Genomic DNA, 17750 nt, shown 5'->3' on the forward strand with positions numbered 1-17750 from the left:
GGGTCAGGCGCGAACGGCGTCGCGTTGGTGGCTCCAGCAGGACAGATCAACAGCGGGCTGGTCTCCGCAGGCGAGTCGCGCCAGGGAGTCGCCGATCAAGGGGGCGAACTTGAAGGCCTGACCGGAACCGCCGGCAAACAGGCTCAGATTCGGTGTCAGTCGATCGAGGATGAAATTCACATCGCTCGTCATCGAGTACGGACTGATCACGGTGTCGACTCGCTCTTGAATGCCGTCCACCTCGTTGAAGAGAAAGGCATCAAGCAGTTCCACCAGCCGAGCCGGTGGCTCGGTCGTCATCGCATTGGGCTCGGCAACACGGAGCTCTTTCGGCGCCCAGTCGATCCCGGCTTTGATTCGCGGTCGTCCGTCGTCTGTGTGGCTGAGTACCGGGAAGCCGTAATACAAGCCGCCGTCGTCGCCACGTTGCTGCTGGAAGCAGAACCATTGCGGGTAGCGATTAGCCAGCGCTGGATCGACGGTGTAGTGGGCCCAGAGCATCGGCCAGACCTCCAGTTTCGGGGCCAGTCCGAGCGGTGCCAGCAACAGCTGACTCCAGATGCCACTGGTCACCACCACCTGATCGGCGCTGATGTGATGCCCGTTCTCGAGACTGACACCGGCTCCATCGGCATCGATGCCGGCCACAGGGCAGTGCTCGATGAGCTGGTGGCCTGCGTTTCGAGCGGTTCGTGTCCAGTGGGCGATCACTCTGTCACTGCGCACGGCACCGGCCGTGGGCTCGAATAATCCGGTGAAGGTTGGTTTCGGCTTCAGGGGAAAACGAGCTCGGATCTCCTCTGAGCGGAGTGCTTCATAGGGGATGCCCTGGTCGTCCATTACCCGGCGAGCCCCGGGAATCGACCCCTCGATGGTTTCCTCATCCCAGCTCTCGCCGTAGAACAGAAGTCCATGGGTTTCGCGCAGAGGTTCAGCCGCCTGAACCTCTTCCTCGCCCCAGAGCCGATTGGCCTCCTGAGCCAGACGGCAGAGCACGGGATCGGAGTACATCTCCCGGAACATCCGGGTTTCGCCGAAGCTGCTGGCGCCTGCGTGGGCGAGGGTTTTGGCTTCGAGAAGCACAACATCACTGATGCCATGCCGAGCCAGGGCAGCGGCACAGCTGAGACCGGCCATTCCCCCACCGACGATGACAACGCTGGCCTGTGATGGAGGGGAGGTTGTCCGAGGCAGGTTTGAAGGAGTGCTCATGGAAGCTCTCCGAAACTGAGCCCGATCGGGTCGTTGGATCGTTCTGCGGCCACCAGCAGGAGGGCTTCGCTGACGGAGATTCCCTGTTTCCGCTGCTCCAGGAAGTTCATGGCTCTATCACGTACTTCGCGTCGCACGAACGCGTACACCTCGTCGGGTCCAGCGTCCTTCCAGGCCTCCGGCGAGAACCGTTCGATTGAATCGGCGATGACGGCACCGGCATTCACCAGGGGGTCAGGCAGGACTTGGACCCCGCGTTGACGCAGATCCTCCGCCAGTTGCGGGTGCTTGAACGGGGCATTGGCGGCCGGCACCACGGCTGATGTGCGCATGGCTCTCGTCATCTCGGCTGTGATCAGACCGGAAATCGAGCACGGCAATAGCAGATCGACCTCCAACTCCCACCAGGAGGAACCGTCGTCAAGGGGTATTGCGCCAGGAATGGCAGCCCGTTCATGGTTCAAATCCACGGTCAGCACGGTCCAACCCTGCTCCACCAGGCTTCTGGCAACGGTGCTGCCGACCGCACCGCAGCCATGGACGAGAGCGCGACCCGGTTTGGCGTGCTTCAACTGTCTCTTCAGCACGGCTTCCACAGCGCCCAGGGTGCCGTGAGCTGTCGCGGCACTGGCGTCAACCGAGCTGCCAACGGCAGCCAGCACATGGGGAGTGAGCGCTGTCAGTCTTGCCATGTCCTCAACACTGGTGTTGAGGTCGCAGCCTGTGATCATGGCGCCGTTAAGAGATTGGAGCAATTCGGCGGTGATGCCGATCAGCTCATCCTTCACAGCTGCTGGCTCCGAGGCTCTCGCCACGATTTTTCCACCGGCAAAACCCGTGCCGTAAAGATCGTGCTTGTGGGTCATCAGCCCGGCTAGTCGTTCTCCATCAGCGAGACAGGCCGAGTCGCTCACGTAATCAAGCAAACGCAGGCCACCGTTCGCCGGCCGTTTGGGGCTGGCTTCTTCGCCCACGATGAACACAGACAGGTGTTTGGAGACGTGTTCGGCCAGCACCGAAACGCTCGGCGCGGGATGGATGGTTGTCGTCATCAGGCGACTTTCTCCATCATCTGGTGGTGTTCGACGTAATCCAGACTCCACTCGCTGGGGGCCTCGGCGATGCGCTGCTGCAGCCGTGCGAAGACCATGTCCGCAGCCGCATCTCCGGCAGCACTTGCAAAGCTGTGGCGGCTCCAGCTTCGGATCGTGGCCATCAGAGCTGCAGCAAAGCTGGCGGTATCACCGTTGTTGTTCCAGCGCTGGCGGTAAGGGCATGGCACGTAAACCGTGCGTTCATCCACCAGTCGCAGACCGTTGCGATAAGCGGCTGATGTTTCGTCCTTCAGCGGCGCCATGAATTCTTCAGGCGACTTGTAGAAGTTCAGAACGGTGCCGTTGCGGTATTGCTCTTCACTGATCAGGCCGTCCTCGGCAAGGTCGCGCCAGATCAAGTGCAATTGGTCCAGCACATGCCGTGTCTGGCCGCCGTTGTGGCCGAGATAGCGCCCAGCATCATCTCGGGAAAGATTCACAGTGAGCAGGCGTCCGCCTAGCTGCAGTTCTCGGCTGCGAAGTTCAAGGATTCGGTTCCAGTCCTGCATGGCCTGGGCCTGAAAGCGTTGCAGGGCCTCTGCGTTGCCTGAAGCCAGCACATGGATGTGATTGTTCAGAGGGCCTGGCGAAGCACTCAACCAGTGCATCGCCGTGGCGGAAAAACCGAAGCTGACGCTGTTTGGTGCCACCGATGGTTCGTAAAAACTACGGGCACTCACCAGCACAGTCGGTTGCGGTGGCCGCGGGATCTGCAGGGCAAGATTCTCGGCAAGAGCAACGTTGTCGTTGCTCGGCAGGTCGTTGCCGATCAGCGTCAAATGGGCGTTCGGCTGGTGGGCGTGGAGGCGATCCAGCACCTGATTCCAGAGCCCCACAGCGGTGCCTCCATCGGCGGCTCCGTAATCGATCAGAAGATGACTGCTCTGAGCAGCTAGGTGATCAACACAAGTCAAGGCCCAGTCGGAGGCGGCTTCGATGCAGAGGAGAGCGCCTTCGGTCTGCGCGCTGTAACCCGTGGTCATGGCAATGGCCATGGACCTCGTCAGCGGAAGGCCAGAACGTAACAGATTGTTAAGTCAGCGGTTCGTGACAGAAAGCACCTTCAGCGGGTCAGCTGGCCTTTATCAGGTCCTGCAGGGGGTTTTTGAGCAATGCGAAGGCCCGACCGCGATGGCCGTAATGCTTCTTCTCCGCCGGAGGCATCTCCGCAAATGTCCTCCTTGTCTTGCTGACTTCAAAGATCGGGTCATACCCGAAACCGCCGTTGCCACGTGGTTCTCGGGTGATTTGCCCCTCGCAGCAACCCTCCACCTCCAGCAGAACGTTTCCATCGGGGGCTGCGATGCAAAGAGCAGCTCGAAACTCGGCTGATCGCTCCTGAAGTCCGTCCATGGCCGCCAGCAATTTCGCGATTCGCTCTGCATCGGTCGGCGCATAGCGGGACGAGTGCACTCCAGGTGCTCCCTGCAGGGCTGTCACGCTCAACCCCGAGTCGTCTGCGAGGGCCCAATGGCCGGTGAGACGGGCGACAGCTTGCGCTTTGATACGCGCGTTGGCCTGAAAGGTCTCGCCAGTCTCGTCAACGTCAAGACCATCGGGCTGAGCCTCAACGGTCACAGGCAGATCGGCGAGCAACCCCTGGAATTCGCGGATCTTTCCCTGGTTTCCGCTGGCGATCACCAGGATGCGTTTGTCCTTGCTCATGTGGTTTCCGCGAGGTCGCGAGCCCAGCTCAACACCGTGGCGACGCGTTCTGGATCCGGTCCTTCGCAGTACAGGCGCAGCAGGGGTTCCGTGCCTGAGAAGCGCAACATCAGCCAGTGACTCGGCCCCAAGCGCAATTTCACGCCATCGGTGCTGATGACCTCCTGAACCGGCAAGCCAGCGACCTCATCGGGTGGCGAATCCGCCAGCAACCCCTCCAGACGGCGGCGTGCCTCCATATCGGCGAGCCGAAGATCGAGGCGGTCGTAGTGACTGGCCCCGCCATGGCGTTGCTTCAGCGCATCGAGTCGTGCGCCGAGGGCCTGGCCTCCCTCCACCAGAGCCTCAAGAACCAGCAGGGCTGCGAAGAGGGCATCGCGCTCCGGCAGGTGCATTCCAAAGCCGACACCGCCTGATTCCTCGCCGCCGATCAGCACGTCTCCAGCGAGCATCTCGGCAGCGATGTACTTGAACCCCACGGGAAGTTCGATCACCTCACGCCCATGACCCTCCGCCACAAGGCGCATCAGGTCTGATCCACTGACGGTCTTCACGACCGAGCCGGGCAGGCCGCGGGCTCCTGCCAGATGATCGATCAGCAGCGGCATCAACAACTGGGTGCTGCAGAACCGACCGGATTCATCCACGGCGGCGATGCGATCTCCATCGCCATCGAACACGAGTCCAACGGCCGGACGTCCCGCAGAGGCGGCCGCCTTGACGCTGTCGATCAAGGTCTTCAGATAACGCTCCAGAGGCTCCGGGGGATGGCCGCCGAACATTGGATCGCGATCGCTGCGGATCTCCTCCACCAGCCCTTGCGAGCCTGCACCGAGCAGTTCCGTGACGCAGCCCGCAGCGGATCCATGCATCGGATCGACGATCACCTTGAGGTTCATGGCCTTCAGGCCCTTCACCAGAGCTGGAACATCCAGTTTTCGTCTCAGACCATCAAGGTGCTCGCCGCGTCCATCGAAAAGATCCACCTGGTGCTGCATTGGCGGTGTGATCCCGCCCGCGGCCAGGCGCTTTTCGACGGCAGCGGTGAACTCCCCCTCCACGGAGCCACCGAAGGGACCTTTGATCTTGAGCCCAAGCCATTCAGGCGGGTTGTGGCTCGCTGTGATCACCAGGGCACCAAGGGCTTTGCGTTCCACCACCGTCCAGCTGCATGCCGGTGTTGGCACCGGCGTTTCCGTCAGAAGAGGATCGAGTTCGCAGCCCCGCACCGCCGCTGCAATCGCTTCAGCGAGTTCGGGAGCAAGGAACCGTCGGTCGTACCCGATCACAACGGTGCGGCTGTTGAGTCCTTCCGGAGCGCTGTAGGCCAGTTCCTGGGCAGCGGCCGCTGCCACCGGCAGCAACCGCTCCACCGTGATGTCCACACCCAGCACGCCACGCCAGCCATCGGTGCCGAAACGAATCGGGGTTGGCTCCAGAGACAATGGGGCCGAGGACATGGGTTCACTGGCAGTGACCAGGATCTAGCAGCTGGTCGCCTTAGGGTCGCCCAATGGGTGACACCCCGCCTGCCGCCAACGTCCTCAACGATCGGTTGCTGCGCAGCTGGCTGCGGTGTCGACGCAAGGCATGGCTTGATCGTCATGCGGATCCAGCCGATCGCCAATGGACGGCGCACCGCAATTTGCAGCTCGATGATCAGCAACGGTGCTTTGTAGCCCTGCTGCCCCAACGTCCGGGCCATGGTGATGCGGCCTGCCGGGATGGCGCGCCAGGGGTTGTGGGTCTGCGGCTGAAAGGACAGGGGCCGGCCGGCGAGGCCTTGGAAGCTCATCCACCGCTGTTGTTGAAAGTGCAGGGTCAGAGCCGCTGGGGCCGGTTTGCGTATCAACCGGTCCTCGCTCGCCAGGGGCGACGCCTCACCCGTGAGCATCAGCTGCCGCTGGCACTGAGCGCCCAGCTGCTGGAATCAGAGCAGCAGGCACCAGTCCCTGAACTCCTTGTTGTGGGAGGAGGTGGGCGTCGTCTCGAACGTGATCGCGTTCCATTCACGACGGGGTTGAAGCGTCAACTCACTGATTCCCTGCGCAGGCTCGCCCACGACCTGCAGCGTCCGAATCCGCCGGCCTTGGCTGCCGACCGCCGCAAGTGCACGCTCTGTTGCTGGCGAGGGGTTTGCGGTGCCGAGGCCTCTGCACAGGGCCATCTCAGTGAAGTCAGTGGAATCGGAGCGAAGCGACGGGAGATGCTGATCGAGCTCGGTGTCCATGGTCTGGCGGATCTTGCGGGAGCTGATCCGGATTGGTTGGCATCGCGGATGGAGCGGTTCGGCGACCAGCACGGCGAGGTGGCGCGGGCTCTTGTCCTGCAGGCCAGATCCCAGCGGGACAACCGAGTGACCCGTCTCTCCGCAAGCCCTGCCCTGCCCGAACTGATCCAGGCACCGGGGATCCTTCTCTACGACATCGAATCGGATCCGGACGCGCGCCATGATTTCCTGCATGGCTTTGTGCGCGTGCCGCGTTGCAGTGATAGTCGCTGGGATCTGGATCGGGCGCGCTATCACCCGATTCTGGTGCTGGAGCACCACGGCGAGGCGCGTTGTTGGCGACGGCTCGAGCGACTCCTCACCCGGTACCGGGACTGGCCTGTTCTTCATTACGGCGAGACCGAGTCCTTGGCTCTGCGACGGATGGCCCAGCGTCAGTCGTTGCCGGACGATCAGCTGAGGCTTCTGCAGAGACGACTGATCGATGTCCATGCCCGCATCCGTCGTGTCTGGCGATTGCCGCTCAGCAGTTACGGACTCAAAGCTGTTGCAAGCTGGCGGGGCTTCCGTTGGACCCTGCAGGGTGCCGACGGTGCCAGAGCGCTGCTGTGGTGGCGCCAGTGGCTTGGTGAAGGCCCTCAGCGTCGTGGCAGTCGTCATGCCTTGCGCTGGATCCTGCAGTACAACCGCGACGACTGTCTGGCGACCTGGGCGGTCGCGGCCTGGCTGGCAGATCAGGATGCAACAGCAAGTGGTGGATCCTGAAATCCTGAGGGCCGCTGCAGGATCAGATCTTCCCCTTCCGGTCCGTTCAGGACCGTGGTGTCCAGGTGCTGGCGGCGTACCAGTGCCAGTCCGATGCAGCCGGGTGCATCACGGTTCGGCAACACCGAGGTGATTTGTCCGGCCCGCGCTCCATCGCGCTGGAGCATTGTGCCTTTGGCAAGCAAGCTTGTGCTGCTCCAGACGCGGAGCTGTTGCTTCACACCACCCGTGCTTGCCAGTTTGGCCATGGTCTCCTGACCGAGGTAGCAGCCTTTGCTGAGGCTCACCCAGTGGCTTAAGCCGAGTTCAAAGGGATTGGTCTCACCGGAGAGTTCCCCGTCGCCGCTGGGCCAACCCTGTTTCAGGCGCCAACGTTCCAGAGCCTCGGCATCCGCTGGTGGACGTTGGTCCCAGGGTTCGGGCAATGAACCGGAGGTGTCATGCCAGATCACCTCGGAGGACGTCGCGTTGGAGAGGACCTGAAGGCGCCGTTGCGGTTCCCGTGTCAGCAAGCGAACCCGGTCGGCCGGAAAGATCACCTGGTCAAATCCCTGCCGAACGCTGTCGGCATCACCGGCCAGCACCATCACGTCCGCACCGCTCTCATCGAAGCGGATTTCCAGGAGAGCTCTGAGTCGTCCACTGGCCGTGAGCCAGCAGCTGTGCATCAGATCGTCCTTGCAACTGCTCATGTCAGCGCTGGTCTGTCCCTGAAGGAACGATTCGGCACCGGATCCTTCCAGCCGCAGCAGGGGGAATTCGGCGTCCCAGCGAAAGGTGGTCAGGGGAGGCGTTGTGGTCATGACGTCAGTTCCATCGCACAGGCCGCCACCTCCGACAGCAGAAACAGGCTGACCAGATCAAGACCCGCCGCTTGCATCGCGGTCGCGCCCCCTTCCTCCCGGTCCACGATGGTGACCACCCGCTGGACCCTGTAGCCGGCTTCCCTGAGCTGATTCACGGCTTTCAGCGACGAGCCACCTGTGGTCACCACATCCTCAAGAACCGTCACCAGAGCCCCTGATTCCGGCAACGGTCCCTCCAGCCAGGCGCCGGTTCCGTGGCCCTTGGCCTGCTTTCTCACGATCAGGGCATCGAGGGATCGTCCTGCTGCCGCAGCTGTGATCGCAACACCACTGACCAGTGGATCAGCGCCAAGGGTGAGCCCTGCCACCGCAACCGATTCCTGTTCCACGAGCGGGAGCATGGCGGAACTCACCAACGCAAGACCGCTGCCGCTGAGGCTGACCGGTTTGCAATTCACGTAGTGCTCGCTCTGCCGTCCCGACGCCAGGGTGAACTGGCCCCGTCGGTAGGCCGCACGAGCCAAATGCCGCAGCAGCGTCTGTCGCTGCTCCTCAGGCGTGAGCGGCATGGTGGGCATGGGGCTGGCGGCGGTTAACAACCCTTCTTAGTTTGCGTGCAGAAGGGCCAAGCACCGTGATCCCCAGGACGCTGTTCGCCATTGCGCTGCTTGCTGCGCCTGCCGCCGCAGGCCCTGTGATCTGCACAACCACCCTGGAAGCGCCCGATCGCTCAGCGGAGATCCGATCCCCGGTGCAGGTCACCACCTGCGAAAGCGTGGAAACCACCCGTGAGTTGATCAACCGGCGCTTCTTCACTTGGAGGGCACCGTATGCCCGTGGTCTCGACATGGTTCACCAATTCACCGATCTCATGGGAATCGCGGTCGGGGGGCCGGAGGGCAATCGTTTGATGGGCTTCGGTTTTCCGGAGCAGGCTGTCATCTGGGACGCGACTGCCGCCGGGAACACCATCGAGGCGTTGATCGAGGAGCAGAGCCCAGTACAACCCTGGCGAACAATGGATCTGCCGAATGGCTTCGACTCAAGCCTGGCCATGGAGGGGCAGCAAACTGATTTCGAGATCCTTGATCTCGATGAACCATCGCCTCTGCAGCCGTTGTGGTAACACTTCGGAAGGGACACGACGCTTCTGTGTTTTGACCTGGGGGTCTAGCAATCTGGTGAATGCAGCGAACTCATAATTCGCCTAAGGCGAGTTCGATCCTCGCGACCCCCATCCCGTGTCTGCGATGAGGCTGCCGCTGCTGGTTTTGCTGCTGCTTTTGCCGGCCTTCTTTGCTGCCGGCGAAGTGGCCTTGTTGCGATTGCGCCCCAGTCGCGTCGAGGTGCTGGTGGAAGAGGGCCTGAATGGTGCTCAGGCTGTTCAGCGGCTGCAGCGACGGTTGCGCAGGGCACTGATGCTGTCGCAGTTGGGAGCCACGCTGGCCCTGGTCGCGATCGGTTGGGTCAGTCGCGGACTGGGACGCCAGCTGTGGCCTGATGGCACTCCCGGAGCCGCCTGGCTGGACACCGGTTTGTTTCTTGTGATCGTGCTGGCTGCCAGCTTGCTGGCGGGTCTGATGCCGAAGGCCTGGGTGCTGAATCGGCCTGAGCCTGCGGCGTTGCGTCTCGCTCCGCTTCTGGAGGCCGTGATGCGGGCACTCAGTCCCCTGCTCAATCTGCTGGAGGGATTTGCAGCCTTTCTGCTGAAGCTGGTGGGACTGACACCGCAGTGGGATTCGCTGGTGCCTGCCTTGTCAGCGGGGGAACTTGAAACGTTGATTGAATCCGGTCGTGTGACCGGCTTGTTTCCCGATGAGCGCAACATTCTCGAGGGTGTCTTCGCTCTGAGGGACACCCAGGTGCGTGAGGTGATGGTTCCCCGCTCCGGCATGGTGACCTTGCCGGTTGATGTGCGTTTTGCCCAGTTGATGGAAGCCGTGCACCAGACCCGTCACGCTCGTTTTCCTGTGATCGGCCAGTCACTTGATGACGTCCGCGGCCTCCTGGACCTTCGCCAGTTGGCGGAACCGATCGCTCTCGGCAGGCTGCGTGCCGATTCTCCATTGGAGCCGTATCTCCAGCCCGCCGTTCGGGTTCTGGAAACCAGCACGTTGGCGGAGTTGATGCCACTGATCCGCAGTGGTCATCCCCTGCTGCTGGTTGTTGATGAACACGGAGGCACGGAAGGGCTTGTGACGGCAGCTGATCTCACAGAGGAGATCGTTGGCGATGAGTTGCAGGAAGATTCCGATGAGCCTGTCCTAGAGCAGGAGGACGGGCAGGCCGATGTCTGGATGGTGGACGGTGATTTTGAGATTTTCGAGCTCAACCGCCAGCTCAATCTCGACCTGCCGGAAGCGGATGACCACCACACGCTGGCTGGCTTTCTGCTGGAACGCCTCCAGCACATTCCATCCCCCGGTGAAGCGTTGCGGTTCAACGGCCTTCAGTTCGAGATCACAGCCATGCAGGGGCCACGCATCGAGCGGGTTCGTCTCGTGCTTCCGGCGGAGGAGGAGCCCCAGGGCTGATCACCCTTAATCTTGCCCTCATCCACCATGGTGATCTGATGTCCCCCGACCCCATGGTTCCAGTCAAGGTCGGGGTGATCGGGATCGGCAACATGGGTTGGCATCACGCCCGTGTGCTCAGCCTGCTGAAGGATGCCGACCTTGTGGGCGTGGCAGATCCGGATGAGCAGAGGGGCTGCCTCGCCCGTGAGCAGTTCGGTTGTCACTGGTTTTCCAGTTACCGGGAGATGCTCCAGGAGGTGGAGGCGGTCTGCATTGCGGTGCCGACCTTGCTTCACCATCAGGTCGGCATGGAATGTCTCGATGCAGGCCTGCATGTCCTGATCGAGAAGCCGATCGCCGCGAGCCAGGATGAGGCAGCCGCATTGATTGACGCCTCAAATCGGGCCGGTCGCCTGCTGCAGGTCGGCCATATCGAGCGCTTCAATCCAGCCTTCCGAGAGCTCATCAAGGTGGTGGCCAACGAGGAGGTCGTGGTGTTGGAGGGGCGCCGCCACAGTCCCCATGCCGACCGGGCCAATGATGTTTCCGTCGTGCTTGATCTCATGATTCACGACATCGACCTCGTCCTGGAGCTGGCTCAGGCGCCTGTCGTACGGCTTGCGGCTGCCGGCGGTCGAAGCGCTGAGGGGCCGATCGACTATGTCAACGCGACACTTGGGTTCAGCAACGGCGTCGTGGCCAGCCTCACAGCGAGCAAGATGAGCCACCGCAAGATCCGCAGCCTGAGTGCTCACTGCCGATCCAGCCTTGTGGAGACTGATTTCCTCAACCACACCCTGCACATCCATCGCCGTGCCCATGAGTGGTACTCCGCCGACCATGGGGAGCTGCTCTACCGCAATGACGGTTTCATCGAGGAGGTGAGCACCACCTCGATCGAACCGTTGTACGCCGAGCTGGAGCATTTCCTTCAGTGCGTCCGTGGTCGCGAAACGCCTGCCGTGGATGGTGAGCAAGCGTCAAGGGCGCTGCGGCTGGCGGATCTGATTGAGCAGGCTGTGGAACATTCCGCGATGGGAGCTCCGCTTACGGCACCGATCTGACCAGGCCCTTCTGTTCAGCCAGCTGGCGCAAGGCAGTGATCTGCCAACGGCGGCAATCCGCCGGCGAGGCTCGATAGAACAGCTCCCAGGCTGATGTTTTGTGCCGTCCGTACTGTTTGTGATCAAGCTCCGGGTGGTTCTGCTGCCACCCCACCCGAACCGCGTGACCGATCACAACGTCGAGGGCGAGGTCGTCATCAACCCGCACATCGGGGTTGGTTTCGACGAAGGCCATCAAGGAGAGAAGACATTCACAACACAGCTGCCGATATTCGGGGGCTTCAATGCGGCTGAGAAGGTGGTCCACCTGGCTCGCGAAATTGCGTTCGCCCGCTGTTTTTTCCAGGACCAGAGCACTGTTGAGCCGGTTGCGTCGTTCCAGCTTGTCCCCGATGACCAGGCCGCGGCAATGCTGCAGGAGCGACCAGATCCCTGCATAGAAATCACGCGGCACCCGTTGCAGGGTCCCCAGGCGAATGCGGTGTTGCAGCCAGTTGTCACCACCGGGTCGTTCCTCCAGTGGTGGCGGCACCTTCCACTGAACCCGGCCACTCAGATGCAGTTGCTCGCCCCTCTGCAAGGCAGCCCTGGCATGGTCCATGTCGGTGAGCACGCCCCGGAGTCGGGTCCGGATCGCATGGGGGGGTTCGCTGCAGACCGCTTCAAAAGCCTCGTCCTGACTGAGGTTACGTTCAAGAGCCAGTTCCGAGGTCAGCAGCAGCAGCAGTTGCCCAAGCTGCAGGGTCAGGCTGCCCTTCAGCAGTCCTGGCTCCCGTCTTGCGATCGCATCGAGGGCCAGCAGGAGCTCCTGCTCCAGCATGCGCTCCCTGGCGTCCGTCCCGCTGGTGCGAGCAATCAGCGCGGCGATCGATGCGCTCGACTGCGGTGTGATCAGGCGTGAGTCTGCCGTGTAGTTGCGCCCGACGACCACCTGCTTCTGACGCACCAGCAGGTCTGTGAGGGCATCCTCCAGTTGGGGGTGCACCATGCCCATGGCTCCCGCGCAGCGACGCACCACACTCCAGTCCTGGCACCGCAGTCCGTGGTGATAAACCTCATCGAGCAGCAGCAGCAGGTCGACAGGTCGCCCATCCGGTCCCGTCTCGATCGCCTGGGCGCCGAGACGGCGCTGCAGCAGCTCCAGCACGTCTGCCTGCTCATGGAGCGATGAGCTGGCCCACAAGCGCTGATGCAGTTGCTCGACGGGCGTGTCATCGAGCTCTTGTTCCTGTGCCGCTGTCAGATCAGCTAGATCTGTGGCATCTCTCAGTCTTGGCGTCTTTTGGGAGGGTGGCTCTGGTCCGCTCAGGCTGTCTGATTCGGTCACCGGAAGCGTGTGCCAACGCCCCTGATTCGCCAGTTCGGACACCCGGTTGAACTGCACCGGAATCCCTTCAATCAGGCCGCTCAGCAGGGTTCGCCCCAGGGCGATGAAGGCCTCGGGATGGAGTTGAAACGCCTCGGCTCCGATCGGGATCACAAGAAGTGGCAGGCCATGACCTCGCCAATGACGCTGCAACAGGTGCAGCTCATCGACCACGGTTTCCACCAGCTGGCGAGGATCGTCCGCCAGGTAGCTGATCGTGTCTTCGAGAACGGCTGCGGTGAAACAGAGCGAGCGACCGTCGCAGCGGTAGAAACGAGCTGTGTCCTCGGTTTCGATCCGTTGAGAGGGATGGCCACTGAGGGCGAGTCGCATGTTCTCGCCGATATGGCGCAGTTGTCGGTTCAGCCGTCCGGAGGGCAGCACCGTGATCGACTCGTGGCTGTCGACCGGCAGTCCAGCGGCGATCAGTGCGTGCTGAATCGATGCGGTCTCCGGTGCCATCGCCACCAGCACGGAATCAGCACCGAGCCTTGTCGGTTGCCGCCGTTCGCAGGGATCGAGGTCGTTCGGAGTGACCAATCCCTCCAGCAGCATCTCCCCGACCCAGGCGAGGCTCTGGGTCCAGATCAGGGGGATGTTGCTGTTGGCCTCACGCCTCTGACTGCCAGGTGTCTGGCGTTCAAGATCCACAGCATCATCGGGAACGCGGTATAGCTCGGGAAACAGACGCTCTCCATCCAGTGGGACGGCCAGGGGAGTGAGTCGGTCGTGCCATTGACGGGCATCGCTCCAGCGCCCTTCGCAGCAAGCCGTCACCAGTTCGAAGGCAAGAAACAGGGGCCACTCCGATTCAATCCCTGCAAAACGCATCAGTTCCTCCGGTTCGTAATGGAGACGGCTGACGTCCTCGATCGCGGTCTGATGACCATCCCGCAGGAAGCGCTTGTATCCGAAGGAGCCGCCCAGGTCACGCCGGATGCGCTTGACCGTGCGTTCGATCAGCTCGGCATCCTCCACAGCCCAGGCGGGATAGCCGATCACCGACAGACAGGCACTGTCGGCTTCCTTGCTGGCGGATTCTCTCGGCAGCAGGCTTTCCAGGGCCCGTCTCAACCGGACGACCGCTCCCTGGGGGATCAGCAGTCGGACGCTGCCATCGCCATGGGGCCCGAACAGATCAAGATCTTCAAGGGCCTCGAGAGCGGCTTTCGCCATGCCGATCGAGCTGGCGTTGCGTTCGGGTTGCCCGTGATTGGCCTTGTCTCCCCGTTCCCAGATGCCGTAATCGCGGGTGCGGTAAGCCCTGGAGATGTAATGCACCAGGTTCTGCAGAAAGTCAGCTTCGTCCCGGCTGCGGACCACCGGTAGCCCTCCGCGGGTCAGCTGGGCCAGCTGCAGCAGAAACAACGAGGTGGCATCGAGCTGAAGATGCCCCCAGGCGTTGTCAGCCACCACAGGATCTCCACTGCGGCTGTCGTACTTCGCATGCAGCGCGTCAAGAGGATCAAGGCTGTGCTTGAACCGTTCGACCTTGGCGGCCTGGCGCATCATGGCTCTGAGCAATCCCCGCATCAGGGCCAACACCCGTTCTTCCAGTTCCCAGGCTCGACTGCAGCGTTCTCCGAAGCGTCGTCGATGGGCGATCGCCAGAGCCCAGACGCACTGAATGGAATAGACGCAGTCCCGGACCCACGCATCGCCGTAGTTGCCATGCACCGTGTGGGCTGTGCTTGCTGGCAGCAGTCCGCTGATCGGGTCCTGTCGGTTCAGGACGACACGTTCGATGGAGCTGTCGAGTTGCCTGAGAAGCTCCGCGGCCCGTGCGTCGTCCATGGCGGTTGCCGTTGAGAACAGAACCATGACCTCATGCGACACCACCCCTAAATTCTCCATCTCAGCCTTCGGCCATGGACTTTGTCTCTACGACCCCTGACGATCGCCGGCGCTGCAGGGTTCTCGGCATCCCGGTCGATGCCTGTCGGGATGTCCGAGCCGCTGCGTTGGGATTGCATGCCCGCGGCGGCGGTCGCATCGTCACCCTGAATGCTGAGATGACCATGACGGCTCGGGCCAATCCAGAGCTCTGTGCAGCCATTGGCTCAGCGGATCTGGTGATCCCTGATGGGGCCGGGGTGGTCTGGGCGCTGTCCCGTCAGGGCGTGAAAGTTGTGCGGAGTCCAGGGATTGAGCTGGCCTGGACGCTTCTGGGCTACGCAGCTGCCCATCAATGGCGCGTTGCGCTTATTGGTGCGTCACCTGATGTGATGAGCACCCTTCAGCAGACACTGCCTGATCAGCTTCCGGGTCTGAATCTGGTGATGACCGTACATGGATACCAACCGGCCGAGGCGTGGCCTGGGCTGGAATCGCAACTTCTTGGTCTTCAACCTGATCTCATCTTGATCGCTCTGGGTGTTCCCCGTCAGGAACTCTGGTCTGAAACCATCGGTTCCGGGGTCGCAGGGCTCTGGATGGGAGTCGGAGGCAGCTTTGACGTCTGGGCTGGGGTGAAAAACAGAGCTCCGAGCTGGATGGGACGGTTTCAGATCGAATGGCTTTACAGGCTGATCCAGGAGCCCAGCCGCTGGCGGCGGATGCTGTCACTTCCCCAGTTCGTCTGGGAGGTGATCAGCAGAGGTGAGCGCTAATCGCTGATCAGCGGAAACCGACGGAGGCCTGCCAGACAAAGGCCAGCAACAGGAAAAACACAGGGATCAACGGCAGGATGTCGATCAGGGGAGCGAAGGCCTGGTAAGCCTCCGGTAGCTGAGCCAGCAGATCGAAGGTGTAGGCAGCCATCCCTGGTGACAAACGGGCGAGATTGGGACGCTACCACGTGTGATGGGCCGGCGAGTCCTGTTCCCAGGGAGCGAAATCCTCTGAAAAGCAGCCATCACGGATCGCGCGCCCCATGGCGGTCGTGAACCGGATCAGATGGGTGATGTTGTGAAGGCTCAGCAACGTCAGACCCAGGAGCTCATCACTGCGGATCAGATGGTGCAGGTAGGCCCTGGTGTGCCCCTGACAGGCGATGCAGGGACATGATGGGTCAAGGGGTGTGTGGTCATGCCGGAAACGGGCATTGCGCAGATTCCATCGTTCCCCCCCCACCAGCGCTGTGCCATGGCGGCCCAGCCGTGTTGGAATCACACAGTCGAAGAGATCGATGCCGTTGGCCACAGCAATGGCCATCTCTCGCAGGGTGCCGATCCCCATCAGATAGCGCGGTCGATCGTCGGGCAGCAGCGGGGTCACATCGCGCACGATTCGGTGCATGTCCTCCACCGGTTCCCCGACGCTGACTCCTCCGATCGCAATGCCTGGCAGATCGAAATCCGCGACGGTCCTGGCGCTTTCACGGCGTAGATGAGGAAAACAACCCCCCTGAACGATTCCGAACAGAGCCTGGTCTCTCCGGGTGTGGCTGCTGACGCAGCGTTCAAGCCAGGCATGGGTGCGTCTGCAGGCGTCGTCCACGTCGTTTTCGGTGGCCGGGTAGGGCGGGCATTGGTCAAAGGCCATCACAACATCAGCTCCCAGGGCCATCTGAATGGCAATGGCGTGTTCCGGCGTCATGTCGATCATGCGGCCATCGCGAGGGTTTCGAAACACCACGCCGCGATCATCGATTCGGTTCAGGTCTCCCAGGCTGAAGACTTGAAAGCCACCCGAGTCCGTCAGCATCGGCTGTCGCCAACCCATGAACTGGTGGAGTCCTCCAGCAGCAGCCACAACGTCTTCCCCTGGCTGCAGATGGAGGTGGTAGGTGTTTGAAAGCACCATTTCGGCACCGGTGCTCAGCAGTTGTTCCGTGCTGATGCCTTTCACGGTGGCCAGGGTGCCCACGGGCATGAAACGCGGTGTGTGAACCGGTCCATGCGGGGTCTGAAAACAGCCGCAACGAGCTGCACTGCGGGGGCAGTGCGCGCTGATTTCAAAGCTGAACACGGTTGATCACCGTTTTGTTGACCCTACGGTCACGCCTCGTGAGCAGCTGCAATGGCAACGCTGATGGCCTTGGCCGCCTGATGCATCGCCTCATGTTCGTCGGCATCGAGCTCCAGAGGGCAGACCTGGGTCCATCCGTTGCTGCCGAGCAGCACGGGCACTCCCAGCACCTCATGGCACCCTGGCCATTCACCATCCAGCAGCACCTGAGCAGCGACAACCTGACTTCGGGCTTCGGCGAGGCAGGCCACAAGATCCGCCACCGCGTGGGCCGTCATCACTTCTGTCGTGTGACCTGCGCTGGTGAAATGCGTCAGGAAAGGCCTGAGTCCGGTGCGCAGATCCGCGGGGCAGGACGAGATCAGGGCGTTGGCGTCGCTCCACGCCTCGTTCTGCAGATGCTGCAGGAGTTCACGGCGCTGGTGACGAAGGCGCTCGCCATAGTCCGTGGCCCTGCCGGCTTCTTTCAGCTGGTTTTGCAGCTCGCGCAATCTGGTTGCGGTGATTCCCCAGGCATTGATCTGACTGCGACAGGGGATCAGATGGTCGCCGTGTTGTCCAAGGGCCCAGGCCTGCAGATGCGTCCGACGGATCGATAGGTCGCGTGCGAGTTCTGCTCGGAACCGAAGGGTGTCTGACCAGGCACCGGCGCCGATCACCCGGTGGCGCCCCAGCGCCTCGGCAAAGATTCGAACACCCAGTTCGACCGGGTTCGACTGCACGATCACAACCGGGGGTTCCCCGGGTTGTCCCGCCAGGACATCGGCATAGTGCTGGAACAATGTGAGGTTGTCCCGTCCAAGCCTTGCCCGGTCTGCGTTTTCGCCGGGATTGCTGCTCAGTGTGCGCCCGGCCAGCATCACCACAACGTCGGCTCGAATTTCCTCGGGATCGAGAACGACATCGATTGCTGGGGCGTTGTCGCAGAACGCATCGCTGAGATCAGCTCGCAACGACCAAAGGCTGACCTCGCTGCCGCCGCCCCGGTGTCCCACCAGCTGCAAGAGTCCTTCCGAAGGAATCAGATGGCGATCCAAAAGCTGAACAGCCAGTTGACGGCCGCAATGACCGGCGGCGCCGATGATGGCCAGTTGCATCCTGGTCGGCGAACGGCATTCCATGT

16 protein-coding genes and 1 tRNA gene are annotated in these 17750 nt (G+C 62.1%); 6 read left to right on the forward strand and 11 right to left on the reverse strand.

Going from position 1 to position 17750, the window contains the following annotated elements; all coding sequences use genetic code 11:
- Window positions 1-3: 3 nt before the first annotated feature.
- From KR100_RS02340 to KR100_RS02360, 5 genes are all read right to left on the reverse strand, one after another.
- Entirely contained in the window at window positions 4-1212 is a 1209-nt protein-coding gene (locus KR100_RS02340; protein ID WP_038542879.1) for an FAD-dependent oxidoreductase, read from the reverse strand.
- Window positions 1209-2264, reverse strand: coding sequence for a Glu/Leu/Phe/Val dehydrogenase dimerization domain-containing protein (locus KR100_RS02345; protein WP_038542881.1), 1056 nt, complete (start codon window positions 2262-2264; stop codon window positions 1209-1211). The genes KR100_RS02340 and KR100_RS02345 overlap by 4 nt, the downstream gene beginning before the upstream one ends.
- The gene (locus tag KR100_RS02350; protein WP_038542883.1) at window positions 2264-3301 is read right to left on the reverse strand and encodes an SAM-dependent methyltransferase; all 1038 of its coding nucleotides are present in this window, start codon (window positions 3299-3301) and stop codon (window positions 2264-2266) included. The genes KR100_RS02345 and KR100_RS02350 overlap by 1 nt, the downstream gene beginning before the upstream one ends.
- A gap of 76 nt (window positions 3302-3377) precedes the next feature.
- The gene (gene rdgB / locus KR100_RS02355) at window positions 3378-3971 is read right to left on the reverse strand and encodes an RdgB/HAM1 family non-canonical purine NTP pyrophosphatase (RefSeq protein WP_038542885.1); all 594 of its coding nucleotides are present in this window, start codon (window positions 3969-3971) and stop codon (window positions 3378-3380) included.
- On the reverse strand, window positions 3968-5431 hold the full coding sequence (locus KR100_RS02360; RefSeq protein ID WP_038542886.1) for a phosphoglucomutase/phosphomannomutase family protein: 1464 nt from the start codon (window positions 5429-5431) through the stop codon (window positions 3968-3970). Before KR100_RS02360 ends, rdgB begins: the two co-directional genes overlap by 4 nt.
- 53 nt (window positions 5432-5484) lie before the next feature.
- On the opposite strand from KR100_RS02360, the gene KR100_RS02365 reads away from it, so the two are divergent.
- Window positions 5485-6966, forward strand: a complete 1482-nt coding sequence (locus tag KR100_RS02365) for a TM0106 family RecB-like putative nuclease (protein ID WP_038542887.1) — start codon at window positions 5485-5487, stop codon at window positions 6964-6966.
- Here KR100_RS02365 and KR100_RS02370 read toward each other — a convergent pair.
- Together KR100_RS02370 and pyrE are read right to left on the reverse strand one after the other, a co-directional pair.
- Window positions 6936-7769 (reverse strand): folate-binding protein YgfZ, encoded by an 834-nt coding sequence (locus tag KR100_RS02370; protein ID WP_204207762.1) that lies wholly within the window; start codon window positions 7767-7769, stop codon window positions 6936-6938. The two genes, KR100_RS02365 and KR100_RS02370, sit on opposite strands and share 31 nt — an antisense overlap.
- The gene (gene pyrE, locus KR100_RS02375) at window positions 7766-8350 is read right to left on the reverse strand and encodes an orotate phosphoribosyltransferase (protein ID WP_051847284.1); all 585 of its coding nucleotides are present in this window, start codon (window positions 8348-8350) and stop codon (window positions 7766-7768) included. Before pyrE ends, KR100_RS02370 begins: the two co-directional genes overlap by 4 nt.
- Window positions 8351-8406: 56 nt before the next feature.
- Here pyrE and KR100_RS02380 point away from each other — a divergent pair, with 56 nt between their 5' ends.
- From KR100_RS02380 to KR100_RS02390, 4 genes are all read left to right on the forward strand, one after another.
- Entirely contained in the window at window positions 8407-8898 is a 492-nt protein-coding gene (locus KR100_RS02380; RefSeq protein ID WP_239420381.1) for an occludin/ELL family protein, read from the forward strand.
- Between the two features lie 38 nt (window positions 8899-8936).
- Window positions 8937-9009: transfer RNA gene (locus tag KR100_RS15570), tRNA-Ile, on the forward strand.
- A gap of 13 nt (window positions 9010-9022) precedes the next feature.
- A complete protein-coding gene (locus KR100_RS02385; protein ID WP_038542888.1) occupies window positions 9023-10306 on the forward strand; it encodes a hemolysin family protein in 1284 nt (427 codons plus the stop codon).
- Window positions 10307-10344: 38 nt separating this feature from the next.
- Entirely contained in the window at window positions 10345-11352 is a 1008-nt protein-coding gene (locus tag KR100_RS02390; RefSeq protein ID WP_038542889.1) for a Gfo/Idh/MocA family protein, read from the forward strand.
- On the opposite strand, the gene KR100_RS02395 is transcribed toward KR100_RS02390, so the two are convergent.
- Window positions 11336-14539, reverse strand: coding sequence for a glycoside hydrolase family 15 protein (locus tag KR100_RS02395; protein WP_038547713.1), 3204 nt, complete (start codon window positions 14537-14539; stop codon window positions 11336-11338). The two genes, KR100_RS02390 and KR100_RS02395, sit on opposite strands and share 17 nt — an antisense overlap.
- Before the next feature lie 47 nt (window positions 14540-14586).
- On the opposite strand from KR100_RS02395, the gene KR100_RS02400 reads away from it, so the two are divergent.
- The gene (locus KR100_RS02400) at window positions 14587-15327 is read left to right on the forward strand and encodes a WecB/TagA/CpsF family glycosyltransferase (protein ID WP_038542890.1); all 741 of its coding nucleotides are present in this window, start codon (window positions 14587-14589) and stop codon (window positions 15325-15327) included.
- A 7-nt stretch (window positions 15328-15334) separates the two neighbouring features.
- Here KR100_RS02400 and KR100_RS02405 read toward each other — a convergent pair whose 3' ends face one another.
- From KR100_RS02405 to KR100_RS02415, 3 genes are read right to left on the reverse strand one after another with little or no spacing between them, the layout of a single operon-like run.
- Window positions 15335-15478: a photosystem II reaction center protein K gene (locus tag KR100_RS02405; protein ID WP_038542891.1), complete on the reverse strand. Its 144-nt coding sequence runs from the start codon at window positions 15476-15478 to the stop codon at window positions 15335-15337.
- Window positions 15479-15508: 30 nt separating this feature from the next.
- Window positions 15509-16627: a tRNA guanosine(34) transglycosylase Tgt gene (gene tgt / locus KR100_RS02410; RefSeq protein WP_038542893.1), complete on the reverse strand. Its 1119-nt coding sequence runs from the start codon at window positions 16625-16627 to the stop codon at window positions 15509-15511.
- Between the two features lie 29 nt (window positions 16628-16656).
- On the reverse strand, window positions 16657-17724 hold the full coding sequence (locus tag KR100_RS02415) for a hypothetical protein (protein WP_051847286.1): 1068 nt from the start codon (window positions 17722-17724) through the stop codon (window positions 16657-16659).
- Between the last annotated feature and the right edge of the window lie 26 nt (window positions 17725-17750).

Source organism: Synechococcus sp. KORDI-100 (assembly GCF_000737535.1).
Classification (GTDB): Bacteria; Cyanobacteriota; Cyanobacteriia; order PCC-6307; family Cyanobiaceae; genus Parasynechococcus.